Below are 12,511 nucleotides of genomic sequence, written 5' to 3' on the forward strand. Positions count from 1 at the left end.
AAAAACGATGCTACTTGGTGCGTATAGACGCAACTGGAAATTACAGGCTGTCGCCAAAAACCCCTTGTTTTACAGGCCAAATGCAACGCCCTGATACCGGCTGCAACCGCCTACCGGCTCCCTTCACCCGCTCCACTCCCCTCCTGCAAGCCTGATTTACATGCCCGTGTCTGGGATGAGGGGCGGCCGTGGGCCTCCTCACCCTCAAGGCTACACCGGCACGGAACTCTGCTGCCCGGACCGGGTCCGCAGGGGGTGTTGTCTCACGAGGCTGAGCGCCAGCCCCACTGACAACCGCCCGAGACAGATATCCCTGCGGTTGACGGCCGCCATCGCCTATTGCTGGCATGGCCTCGGCAGGAAACGAATGGAAACGCCCGCCCGATGCTTCATCATCGGGCGGGACGCTCTGTTGCGGTGGGCAGGTTGGTTCAGCCGAGCAGGGCCTTGGCCTTGGCGACGGTCGCCTCGGGCGTGATGCCGAACTCCTGGAACAGCCGCTCGGCCGGGGCCGAGGCGCCGAAGCCCGACATGCCGATGAAGCCGTCCTTGCCCTCGCGGCCGCGCTCGCCCAGAAGCCAGCGGTCCCAGCCCATGCGGACACCCGCCTCGATGGCGATGCGGACGGCGCCCGCCGGCAGAACCTTGCGGCGGTAGGCCTCGTCCTGCCGGGCGAACAGCTCCATGCAGGGCATCGAGACGACGCGGGTGCCGATGCCCTCGGCCTCGAGCGCCTCGCGGGCCTTCAGCGCGACCTCGACCTCGGAGCCCGAGGCGATCAGGATGACCTGACGCTTGCCGGTCGCTTCCTCGAGGACATAGGCGCCCTGCGCGACGAGGTTCTTGTTGGTGTGGGTCTTGCGCACCGCCGGCAGGTTCTGCCGCGACAGCGCCAGCACCGAGGGCGTGGCCTTTTCGGAGAGCGCGATCTCCCAGGCCTCGGCGGTCTCGGTCAGGTCGGCGGGGCGGAACACCAGCATGTTCGGCGTCGCGCGCAGCATGGCCAGATGCTCGACCGGCTGGTGGGTCGGCCCATCCTCGCCCAGACCGATCGAGTCATGGGTGAAGACATAGACCACCGGCATGTGCATCAGCGCCGAGAGGCGCACGGCGGGGCGGCAGTAGTCGGCAAAGCACATGAAGGTGCCGCCGTAGGGGCGCAGGCCGCCGTGCAGCGCCATGCCGTTCATCGCCGCGGCCATGCCGTGCTCGCGGATGCCGTAATAGACGTAGCGGCCCTTGCGGTTGATCGGGTCGAACACGCCGAGGTCGGCGGTCTTGGTGTTGTTCGAGCCGGTCAGGTCGGCCGAGCCGCCGATGGTCTCGGTCATGATCGGATTGACCGCTTCCAGCACCATCTCCGAGGCGCGGCGGGTCGCGACCTTCGGCATCTTCTCGACCGCGTCCTTCTTCACGGCGCGGACCGCGGCGGCGAGCTTCTTCGGCGGCTCGCAGGAGAACTGCTGCTGGAAGAGGGCGCGCTTGCTGTCCGAGAGGGCGGCGAACCGCTCGTCCCATGCCTTGCGGGCCTCGGCTCCGCGCGAGCCGATGGTCTCCCAGGCCGTCTTGATGTCGGCCGGGATCTCGAAGGCCCCGGCGGTCCAGCCATAGGCGGCCTTGGTGTCGGTGATCAGCTTGGCATCGGTCAGCGCGCCGTGACCCTTGGAGGTGTCCTGCGCCGAAGAGCCGAGCGCGATATGCGTGGTGCAGGCGATGAAGGCCGGGCCCTTCGAGGCCTTGGCTTCGGTCAGCGCGCGGTCGATGTCGGCGGGATCATGGCCGTCGCATTCGAACACGTCCCAGCCCGCGGCGGCGAAGCGCGCCTTCTGGTCGGTGCGGTCCGACAGCGCCACCTTGCCGTCGATGGTGATGCCGTTGTTGTCCCACATCACGATCAGGCGCGACAGCTCGTGCCGGCCGGCGAGGCCGATGGCCTCCTGGCTCACCCCCTCCATCAGACAGCCGTCGCCGGCGATGCAGTAGGTGTAGTGGTCGATGATCTTCGCCCCCCAGCGGGCGCGGAGCGACTCTTCGGCCATCGCGAGACCCACGGCCATCGCGAGACCCTGGCCCAGCGGGCCGGTCGTGGTCTCGATCCCCTTGGCGAGGAAGTTCTCGGGGTGGCCAGCGGTTCGGGAGCCCCACTGGCGGAAGTTCCTGATCTGCTCGATCGGGAACTCGGGGTCGCCGGTCAGGTGAAGCAGCGAATAGACCAGCATCGAGCCGTGACCCGCGGACAGCACGAACCGGTCGCGGTTCGGCCAGTCGGGGGACTGCGCGTCGAAGACCATGTGCTTTTCGTAGAGCACGGTCGCGACGTCCGCCATGCCCATCGGCATGCCGGAATGGCCGGAATTGGCCGCCGCCACGGCGTCGAGCGTCAGCGCGCGGATGGCGCAGGCTTTCTTCCAGTGATCGGGATGCTGCTCGCGCAGGCTCTGTATGTCCACGGCAATTCTCCGACTTGGATGCCCCCGGGCGCGGCTTCTTGCGCGCACCGCTTCAGGGCTGCATATCAGCCCGACCGGCAAGATCAAGCGCGTGGGTCCCTTTCTGATGCCAAAGGGGGGCGCATCGCGGGGCAACCGACGATAAGATCGGGGAAAAGCGCCGGGCGGATGTGATTCGCGCGACAATGTGCCGCCGCATGTTCGCGCAAGCGAAATGTGGACGGCCCGGCCGAAACGGAACGGAAAGGCAGACCTATGCAGGAGATGGTGGAACTCGAGCGGCGGCTCACGGCCGCCCTTGAACGGATCGGAGCGGGGATCGACGCGATCCCCGTCATGCCGGCGGAGAACCCGTTGCAGGCCGAACTCGACGAGGAGCGGATGGTCAATGCCCAGCTCGCTGAGCGGCTGAAGGCCGTGAAGGAGCGCGAGGGGGCCAGGATCGGCCAGCTTGAGGAGCAGGTCGAGGCGCTGACGCGGCAGCTCGACGTGCAGGGGCTGGAGCTTCAGCGGATGAAGAAGACGACGGGACAGTTGCGCGAGGCGCTGCGCAGCCTGCGCGAGGCCACCGCCGAAGGCGTGGCCGACCCGCACCTGCTCAACCGTTCGATGGTGGTCGAGCTCGAGTCTCTGCGCGCGGCCCGCGCCACCGAGGCCGCCGAGGTGGACGAGGTGCTCTCGGCGCTGCAACCCCTGATCGCGGAGGGCCGCTCGGATGCCTGAACTGAGCATTGCCATCGGTGGCAAGACCTTCGAGGTCGCCTGCCAGCCGGGCGAGGAAGAGTTCCTGCACGCGGCCGCAGCCATGCTCGACGCCGAGGCGGCGCCCGTGGTCGAGCAGATGGGCCGCATGACGGATTCACGGATGCTGCTGATGGCGGGACTGATGCTGGCCGACCGGATGGCGGGCGTGGACGAGGAGATCCGCCGGCTGCGCGAGCAGGTGGCCGAACTCGAAGCCCGTCCGGCGCCGGAGCCCGAGCGGATCGAGGTTCCCGTGATCCCCGAGGGCGTGAAAGAGGCGCTGGCCGAGCTTGCGGCGCGGGCCGAGGCCATGGCCGAGCGGGTCGAGGAGCGCGCCCGCGCCTGAGGCCGGGCCTTCAGGGTTGGTGTCGGAGGCGGGGGGCTGTCTGCCCCCCGGCCGCCCGAACGGGCGGCTCCCCCCGAGGATATTTTTACAGAGTGAAAGGGCCGGCTGTCGCGCGGAGGGTGCGAGGCATCGCCTGCGGGCGGGCGCCGGGGGAAGGGGCGCGCCCCGCAGGCGCGCCCGCAAGGGTCAGGCGTTGGCTTCGCGGATCTTGTCGGCGGCGGCCTTGTCGTAGGTGACGCCCTTGGCTTCGAAGAGCTGGTCAAGCTCACCCGAGAGGGTCATTTCGGTGACGATGTCGCAGCCGCCCACGAACTCGCCCTTGACGTAGAGTTGCGGGATCGTGGGCCAGTCGGAGAAGTCCTTGATGCCCTGGCGGATGTCGGCGTCCTCGAGCACGTTCACATCCTTGTAGGCCACCTGCATGTAGTTGAGCACGCCGGCGACGCGGCTCGAGAAGCCGCATTGCGGCATGGTCTTGCTGCCCTTCATGAACAGGACCACGTCGTTCGTGGTGACGAGGTCACGGAGCTGTTCTTCGACGGTGGTGGTCATGTCGGATCGTCCTCGTGGTTGGGCCGCGCCTTCACGCGGTCGTCGATGGTGGATTGGGCTCAGTCGGGGGCCTTGGTGGTCAGCGCGAGGGCGTGGAGTTCGCCGTGCGCGCCATCCATCTTGCCCTTGAGCGAGGCATAGACCGCGCGCTGCTGCTGGACGCGGTTCATGCCGCGGAAGCTTTCGTCGATCACCTCGGCCGACCAGTGGTTTCCGTCGCCCGCAAGGTCGGTGATGGTGATCTTCGCCTGCGGGAAACTGGCGCGGATGAGGTTCTCGATGTCCTGGGCTTCCATGGCCATGGGGCGGGGGTTCCTGTGCGGTCACTCTTGCGAAAGATGTATGACGCATGCAGGACGCGCGCAAGCGGTGCGCGGGCTGCAGGCAGGGGCCGCGTGGCCTCTGCCCGCAAAAGCATCAGCCGATGGCAGCCGCGAAGGCGCCGCGGTAGAGGCGCGACAGGTCCACCAGCGGTGCCGAGACGGTGCCCAGCGTCACTTCCTCGCCGCCGAACTGGCCGACTTGCTGCAGCGGCACTCCGGCGGCTTCGGCCGCCGCCTGCAGCGCCTTGGTCTGGTCGGGATGGACGGCCACCAGATAGCGTGCCTGATCCTCGCCGAAGAGCTGCGCGGTGCCGGTGACCGTCAGCGTCAGGCCGAGGCCCGCGCCCTCGGCCATCTCGAAGGCCGCGAGAGCGAGGCCGCCGTCGGACAGGTCGGTCGCGGCCGACACGAGCTTGCGGTTGGCGCGCAGGAACTCGCCGTGGCGCTTCTCGGCGTCGAGATCGACATGCGGCGCGTCGCCGTCCTCGCGGCCGAGCAGTTCCGCCAGCAGCGCGGACTGGCCGAGGTGGCCCTTTGTTTCGCCGATCACCAGCGCCACGTCGCCTTGCTCGGGCTGGCCCGCGATCAGCTCGTCCAGGCTTTGCAGGATGCCGACCGCGCCGATGGTGGGGGTGGGCAGGATCGCCACGCCGTCGGTCTCGTTGTAGAGCGAGACGTTGCCCGAGACGATCGGCATGTCGAGCGCCGCGACGGCGGCGCCGATGCCTTTGATGGCGCCGACGAACTGGCCCATGATCTCGGGCTTTTCCGGGTTGCCGAAGTTCATGTTGTCGGTGGTGGCCAAGGGCTTCGCGCCCACTGCGGTCAGGTTGCGGTAGGCTTCGGCCACCGCCTGCTTGCCGCCCTCGAACGGGTTGGCCTTGACGTAGCGCGGCGTCACGTCCGAGGTGAAGGCCAGCGCCTTCGGCGTCCCATGCACCCGCACGACGCCCGCGCCGAGGCCGGGTGCCCGCACGGTATCCGCCATCACCTGGCTGTCATACTGCTCCCAGACCCAGGCCTTGTGCGCATAGGAGGGCGAGCCGATCAGCGCCTTGAGACCCTCGATCGGATCGACCTCGGGCACGTCGCCCAAGGGCGCGGCGGCGGGCGTTTCGACCCACGGGCGGTCGTATTCCGGTGCAGTGCCCGACAGCGCCTTCAGCGGCAGGTCGGCCTTCACCTCGTTGCCGTGCAGGATCAGGAAGCGGTCCTCGGGGATGGTCTCGCCGACGATGGCGAAGTCGAGATCCCACTTCTCGAAGATCGCGCGGGCCACGGCCTCCTTCTCGGGCTTCAGCACCATGAGCATCCGCTCCTGGCTTTCCGACAGCATCATCTCGTAGGCCGTCATGTTGGCCTCGCGCTGCGGGACATTGTCCAGCTGCAGCTTGATGCCGAGGTCGCCCTTGTCGCCCATCTCGACGGCCGAGCAGGTGAGGCCGGCCGCCCCCATGTCCTGAATGGAGATGACCGAATCCGAGGCCATCAGTTCGAGACAGGCTTCCAGAAGGCGCTTTTCGGTGAAGGGGTCGCCGACCTGCACGGTCGGGCGCTTCTCCTCGATCGTGTCGTCGAATTCGGCCGAGGCCATCGTGGCGCCGCCCACGCCGTCACGGCCCGTCTTGGCGCCGAGATAGACCACCGGCATCCCCACGCCCGAGGCCGCCGAGTAGAAGATCTTGTCGGCGTCCGCGAGCCCGGCCGCAAAGGCGTTCACCAGACAGTTGCCGTTGTAGGCGCGGTGGAAGCGCACCTCGCCGCCCACCGTGGGCACGCCGAAGGCATTGCCATAGCCGCCGATCCCTTCGACCACGCCCTTGACGATATGGGCGGTCTTGGGGTGGCTCGGCTCGCCGAAGCTGAGCGCGTTCATCGCCGCGATAGGCCGCGCGCCCATGGTGAAGACGTCGCGCAGGATGCCGCCGACCCCGGTCGCCGCCCCCTGATAGGGCTCGATGTAGGACGGGTGGTTGTGGCTCTCCATCTTGAAGATGACCGCCTGACCGTCGCCGATATCCACCACGCCCGCGTTCTCGCCGGGGCCGCAGATCACCTGCGGGCCGGTGGTGGGCAGGGTGCGCAGCCATTTCTTCGACGACTTGTAGGAGCAATGCTCGTTCCACATCGCCGAGAAGATGCCAAGCTCGGTGAAGCTCGGCTCGCGCCCGATGATCCCGAGGATGCGCTCATATTCGTCGGGCTTGAGGCCGTGGGCCGCGATCAGCTCGGGGGTGATTTCGGGCTCGGTCATGGCACATCTCTCCGCGGCAGGGGCTTTGGCGCCTCATAGGACGGAACGGCCATCAGGGGAAGGAGGCGCACCGCGCGCCGGCGCAAGATTTTTCGCCCGACCGTCCTTGTTCTGCTGTGCCGTTCGGCATCGTCGCCGCAAATGGCCCATCGGATGGGCATTCCGACAAAGCTATGCGGAAAGCAAAAAAAAGGCCGAGCAGAAGCTCGGCCCAAGTCCAACAGGGAGGTATGAAGCGGACGAGAGAGACTCTCGATCACCCGCTTCGAGAGGCGATGTAGGGCCGCGACTCGTCGCGATCAAGCGCCATGATGCTATGCTGAAGGCATGGCCGTCATGCGTCTGGTGCATAGCTTAGCCACGGATCCATCTTTTCCTGTATTGCCATGCGGTTAGCCCGCCGAGGCGCTTCCCCGCCGCACGGCCGGGCGAGCACGCTCAGGTCTGTTGCTGCCTGCGGTAGAGCGAGATCTCTTCCATCACGAACTCGCGGAAGGCGGCGACACGCTTGGAGTGGCGCAGTTCCTCGGGGTAGGCGAGGAACACGGGCACGTCGTTCGACTCGACCTCCGGCATGACCCGGACCAGCTGCGGGAAGGCCACGGCCAGATAGTCCGGCATGACGCCCACCCCGAGATTGTTCAGCACCGCCTGAAGCACGCCGAAGTAGTTGTTCACCGTGAGAGTGGAGGGAATGTCGTTCGTCAGGATCTCCTGCACCAGCGCCGCCCCCGCCGCCACCTGAGGCGCCCCCGGAAGCTGGCAGATCAGCCGGTGATGCGAGAAATCCTCCATCTTCTCGGGCATTCCGTGCTCGGCCACATAGTCCGGCGAGGCATAGAGGCGCATGCGGATCGACATGAGGCGCTTGCGGATCAGGTCGGCCTGGCTCGGCTCCTTCATGCGGATCGCGACGTCGGCCTCGCGCATCGGCAGGTCGAGCACGCGCTCCTCGAGCATCAGGTCGATCTTCAGCGCGGGATACTTGCGGTAAAGCCCGACCAGCCGCGGCGCGAGCCAGAGGGTGCCGAAGCCGGTGGTGGTGGTCACGCGCAGCTCGCCAAAGACCTCGTCCTCGCTGTCGCGGATCCGCGCGGCCGCGGCCTCCAGCCGCTTGACCATCTGGCTGGTCGCATCGAACAGAAGCTCGCCCTGCTCGGTGAGAATCAGCCCCCGCGCGTGACGGTGGAAAAGGGTCACGTTCAGGCTCTCTTCCAGCGCCCGGATCTGGCGGCTGACCGCCGACTGAGAGAGGTGGAGCGTGTCGCCGGCATGGGTCAGGCTGCCCGCATCCGCGACGGCGTGGAATATTCTGAGCTTGTCCCAGTCCATGTCGCAATCCTCCGCCGCGTCAGGCGGCCCGTGCGCAATGATCCCTATCGGATTGCATATCCGGGTTGCAATGGAAACATGGCTCGGAAACCGCTTTGTAGGTCAGCAATTTTGACCTAACATGGAGTCATGTTCAAAGGCACTGGGAGGAGACCTATGAGCAGGCAGGATGTGAAGCTGTCCGACCGCACCGACCTCGCGAAATCGCCGGTGTTGCTGAACGGAACGCAGGCCATGGTGCGGCTGATGCTGATGCAGAAGGCGCGCGACCGGGCGGCGGGGCTGAATACCGCAGGCTATGTGACAGGCTACCGCGGCTCGCCGCTGGGCGCGGTGGACCTGACGATGGCGCGCGCCGAGAAGGACCTCAGGGGCGCGGACATCCTGTTCCAGCCGGGGCTGAACGAGGATCTGGCGGCGACCGCCATCTGGGGCACCCAGCAGGCCGAGCTGCGCGGCGAGGGGCGCTTCGATGGCGTCTTCGCGCTCTGGTATGGCAAGGGGCCGGGGGTGGATCGCACCGGCGACGTGATGCGCCACGCCAACATGGCCGGCACCTCGCGCCACGGCGGCGTGCTGATGGCGATGGGCGATGACCATACCGGCGAAAGCTCGACCACGCTGCACCAGTCGGACTGGGCGATGGTCGATGCCTACATTCCCGTCCTCTCGCCGGCGGGCGTGCAGGAGATCCTCGATTACGGGCTCTATGGCTGGGCGCTGTCGCGGTTTGCGGGCGTCTGGGTCGGTCTCAAGACCATGAAGGACACGGTCGAGGCGACGGCGGTCGTGGATGGCCGGCCCGACCGCATGAATTTCGTCCTGCCCGACTTCCGCATGCCCGAGGGCGGGCTCAACATCCGGCTTGTCGATACGCCCGTCGCGCAGGAAGCGCGGATGATCGACCACAAGCGGTTCGCGGCCGAAGCCTTCAGCCATGCCAACCGCATGGACCGCCGCGTCTGGGGCCGCCGCGGCGCGAAGATCGGCTTTGTCTCGGCCGGGAAAAGCTGGCTTGATCTTGTCCATGCCCTGTCGCTGCTGGGGATCGGCGAGGCCGAGGCCGAGCGGCTGGGCATCACCACCTACAAGGTGGGGCAGGTCTGGCCCATGGACTTCCGCGGCTTTCAGGACTGGGCCGAGGGGCTCGAACTGATCGTCTGCGTCGAGGAAAAGCGCAAGCTGATCGAGGTGCAGGCCAAGGAGGCGATCTTCAACGACCGCCGCGGCCGGCGCATCTACGGCTGGCAGAACGATCGGGGGGAAGAGCTGTTTCCGACACGGTTCGCGCTCGATCCCGTCGGGATCGCGGAAAAGATCGGCGCGATCCTCATCGAGGAGGGCCGGGGCACCGACCGGGTGAAGGCGGGCCTCACCCGGCTGGCCGAGGCGCGCCGGGCGGACAATGCGCAGGACCTTGCGGCGCGGCTGCCCTATTTCTGCTCGGGCTGCCCGCACAACAGCTCGACCCGGCTGCCCGAGGGCAGCCGCGCCTATGCGGGCATCGGCTGCCATTACATGGTGCAATGGATGGACCGCGACACCGTGGGCTTCACCCAGATGGGCGGCGAGGGCGCGAACTGGATCGGGGAAGCTCCGTTCTCGAAGCGCCCGCATGTGTTCCAGAATCTGGGCGACGGCACCTACAACCACTCAGGCGTGCAGGCGATCCGGGCGGCGCTGGCTGCGGGCACCACCATCACCTACAAGATCCTCTTCAACGACGCCGTGGCCATGACGGGGGGGCAGCACAACGAGGGCGACCTCAGCGCCGACCGCATCGTGCGCGAGATCCAGGCGATGGGTGTGGGCCACATCGCGGTCGTGCATGACGCGAAGGAGGAGGTGGACCTTTCGCGCTTCCCCGGCGGCATCGAGATCCACGAGCGCGCCGACCTGATGGAGGTGCAGAAGAAGTTCAGCCGGATTCCGGGCGTCTCGGCCATCGTCTATATCCAGACCTGCGCCGCCGAGAAGCGCCGGCGCCGCAAGCGGGGCACCTTCCCCGACATCGACCGGCGGGTGTTCATCAACACGGACGTGTGCGAAGGCTGCGGCGACTGCGGCGTGCAGTCGAACTGCGTCTCGATCGTGCCGGTCGAGACCGAACTGGGCCGCAAGCGCGCCATCGACCAATCCTCCTGCAACAAGGATTTCTCCTGCCTCAACGGCTTCTGCCCCTCGTTCGTCACGCTCGAAGGCGCGCAGCCCCGAAAGGCCGCGACCGCCGAGATCGACCTGCCGCACCTGCCCGAGCCCGATCTGCCGACGATCCGGGGCACGCACAACCTGCTCGTGACGGGGGTCGGCGGCACGGGGGTGGTCACGGTGGGCGCGATCCTCTCGATGGCGGCCCACATCGACGGCAAGGCTGCAGCCATGATGGAGATGGCGGGCCTCGCCCAGAAGGGCGGAGCCGTCCACATCCACTGCCGCATCGCCGAGCAGCCCTCGGACATCAGCGCCATCCGCGTGGCGGTGGGCGAGGCGGATGCGGTGATCGGGGGCGATCTCGTCGTGACGGCGGGTGCGAAGACCCTGGGGCTGATGGCCACGGGCCGCACGGGGGCGGTGGTGAACAGCCATGACATCGTGACGGGAGAGTTCACCCGGAACACCGACTTCCGCGTGCCTTCGGAACGGTTGCAGGTTTCGCTTCAGGCGCGGCTCCAGGATCGGGTGGCCTTCCTGGATGCGACCGAGCTTGCGCGGGCGCTGATGGGCGACTCGATCTATTCCAACATGATGGTGTTCGGGGCGGCGTGGCAGAAGGGTCTGATCCCGCTCTCGGCCGAGGCGATCCATCGCGCGATCGAGCTGAACGGCGCGGCGGTGGCGCGGAATGCGCGCGCCTTTGCCCTCGGCCGTTGGGCGGTGCTGCATCCGGCCGAGGCCGCCCGTATCCTGCAGCCCGAGCCGGTGAAACCCGTCGATCCGGTGGACTACCGCGCCGAACGGCTGGTCGGCTACCAGTCCCGCCGGCTCGCGCGGCGCTTCCGCGCGCTGGTGGACCGCGCCCCGCCAGAGATCCGCGAGGATGTGGCGCGCGGCTACTACCAGCTTCTGGCCTACAAGGACGAGTATGAGGTGGCGCGGCTGCATCTCGACACGATGGCGCGGGCGCGGGCCGAGTTCGACGGCGACTTCCGCCCGACCTTCCACCTCGCGCCGCCGTTCCTGGCCGGCAAGGGAGAGGAACGGCCCAGGAAGCGCCAGTTCGGCCCGTGGATGATCCCGGCGTTCCGGCTGCTCGCGGCGCTCAAGCCGTTGCGCGGCACCCCGCTCGATCCGTTCGGCCGGAACCCCGAGCGGCGGCTCGAACGCCGGCTGATCGCCCAGTTCGAGGCGGACATGGCCGAGATCCTTCCCGCTCTGACGCCCGAAACGATGGAACTGGGCCGCGAGCTGGCACGGCTGCCCCTCGCGATCCGCGGCTACGGGCCGGTGAAGGAGGCCAATGCCGAGACGGCCGCGCACCGCCGGGCCGAGCTTCTGGCCGCGATCCGCGCGGGCGGGGCGCCCCTGCCGATGGCGGCCGAGTAGTCCTCGGCGCCCGAGGGCGGTGCGGTCTCCCGTGCCCGTTGCGGGCTCGCGGGCCCTGCGGAATAAGTCGGATGGCGCCACCTCGGCGCTTCCGTCTTGCGCGGCATGATCCTATGCTGACGGGACAGAAAAGTCCTGAGGGGCGGGGGCAGGCATGGCGGTTGGTGTGTTCGATTCGGGGCTGGGTGGCCTCACGGTTCTTGATGCGGTCCAGAGGCGCTTGCCCGAGGTGCCCTTCGTCTATTTCGGCGACAACGCCCATGCGCCCTACGGCGTGCGCGACGCCGACGACATCTTCGCCCTGACCTGCGCGGCGACCGAGCGGCTCTGGGCCGAGGGCTGCGATCTGGTGATCCTGGCCTGCAACACCGCCTCGGCCGCGGCGCTCAAGCGGATGCAGGAGAGCTGGATCCCCCGGGACAAGCGCGTGCTCGGCGTCTTCGTGCCGCTGATCGAGGCGCTGACCGAGCGGCAGTGGGGCGACAACAGCCCCCCGCGCGAGGTGGCGGTGAAGCATGTGGCGCTGTTTGCCACGCCCGCGACCGTGGCCAGCCGCGCCTTCCAGCGCGAACTGGCCTTCCGCGCCATTGGCGTGGATGTCGAGGCCCAGCCCTGCGGCGGCGTGGTGGATGCGATCGAGCAGGGCGACGAGATCCTCGCCGAGGCGCTGGTGCGCAGCCATGTCGAAGCGCTCAAGCGGCGGATGCCGCATCCGCAGGCGGCGATCCTCGGCTGCACCCATTATCCGCTGATGGAGGCCACCTTCCAGGAGGCGCTGGGGCCGGAGGTCACCGTCTATTCGCAGGCCAATCTTGTGGCCGAGAGCCTTGCGGATTATCTGGCCCGCAGGCCCGAGTTCGTGGGGCAGGGCACCGAGTCGAAGTTCCTGACGACGGGCGACCCCCGGTCGGTCTCGAACAAGGCCACGCAGTTCCTGCGCCGGCGCATCACCTTCGAGGCCGCCTGA

9 protein-coding genes are annotated in these 12,511 nt (G+C 67.9%); 4 read left to right on the forward strand and 5 right to left on the reverse strand.

Annotated features, from left to right (window positions below; genetic code table 11):
• Positions 1-431: 431 nt before the first annotated feature.
• Positions 432-2,450, reverse strand: a complete 2,019-nt coding sequence (tkt, locus tag LV780_RS03810; protein ID WP_108221729.1) for a transketolase — start codon at positions 2,448-2,450, stop codon at positions 432-434.
• 255 nt (positions 2,451-2,705) lie between these two features.
• On the opposite strand from tkt, the gene LV780_RS03815 reads away from it, so the two are divergent.
• Together LV780_RS03815 and LV780_RS03820 are read left to right on the forward strand one after the other, a co-directional pair.
• Entirely contained in the window at positions 2,706-3,173 is a 468-nt protein-coding gene (locus LV780_RS03815; protein ID WP_101341954.1) for a hypothetical protein, read from the forward strand.
• Positions 3,166-3,540 carry a cell division protein ZapA gene (locus tag LV780_RS03820; protein WP_011907939.1) on the forward strand — a complete coding sequence of 125 codons (375 nt, stop codon included), beginning with the start codon at positions 3,166-3,168 and terminating at the stop codon, positions 3,538-3,540. Before LV780_RS03815 ends, LV780_RS03820 begins: the two co-directional genes overlap by 8 nt.
• 186 nt (positions 3,541-3,726) lie before the next feature.
• Here the strand turns inward: LV780_RS03820 and grxD are convergent, their stop codons facing one another.
• The 4 genes from grxD to LV780_RS03840 all read right to left on the reverse strand — a co-directional run bounded on the left by grxD (position 3,727) and on the right by LV780_RS03840 (position 8,001).
• Complete coding sequence (gene grxD / locus LV780_RS03825; protein WP_011907940.1) at positions 3,727-4,092, reverse strand: Grx4 family monothiol glutaredoxin; 366 nt, start codon at positions 4,090-4,092, stop codon at positions 3,727-3,729.
• A 59-nt stretch (positions 4,093-4,151) separates the two neighbouring features.
• Positions 4,152-4,394, reverse strand: coding sequence for a BolA/IbaG family iron-sulfur metabolism protein (locus tag LV780_RS03830; protein ID WP_011907941.1), 243 nt, complete (start codon positions 4,392-4,394; stop codon positions 4,152-4,154).
• A gap of 115 nt (positions 4,395-4,509) precedes the next feature.
• Complete coding sequence (purL, locus tag LV780_RS03835) at positions 4,510-6,669, reverse strand: phosphoribosylformylglycinamidine synthase subunit PurL (RefSeq protein ID WP_108221731.1); 2,160 nt, start codon at positions 6,667-6,669, stop codon at positions 4,510-4,512.
• Between the two features lie 438 nt (positions 6,670-7,107).
• The gene (locus LV780_RS03840) at positions 7,108-8,001 is read right to left on the reverse strand and encodes a LysR family transcriptional regulator (RefSeq protein WP_011907943.1); all 894 of its coding nucleotides are present in this window, start codon (positions 7,999-8,001) and stop codon (positions 7,108-7,110) included.
• Between the two features lie 156 nt (positions 8,002-8,157).
• Here LV780_RS03840 and LV780_RS03845 point away from each other — a divergent pair, with 156 nt between their 5' ends.
• Both LV780_RS03845 and LV780_RS03850 read left to right on the forward strand, forming a co-directional pair.
• Positions 8,158-11,544: an indolepyruvate ferredoxin oxidoreductase family protein gene (locus LV780_RS03845; RefSeq protein WP_108221733.1), complete on the forward strand. Its 3,387-nt coding sequence runs from the start codon at positions 8,158-8,160 to the stop codon at positions 11,542-11,544.
• A 154-nt stretch (positions 11,545-11,698) separates the two neighbouring features.
• Positions 11,699-12,511 (forward strand): glutamate racemase, encoded by an 813-nt coding sequence (locus LV780_RS03850; protein ID WP_011907945.1) that lies wholly within the window; start codon positions 11,699-11,701, stop codon positions 12,509-12,511.

The sequence above is a fragment of the Cereibacter azotoformans genome (assembly GCF_021391315.1).
Classification (GTDB): Bacteria; Pseudomonadota; Alphaproteobacteria; order Rhodobacterales; family Rhodobacteraceae; genus Cereibacter_A; species Cereibacter_A azotoformans.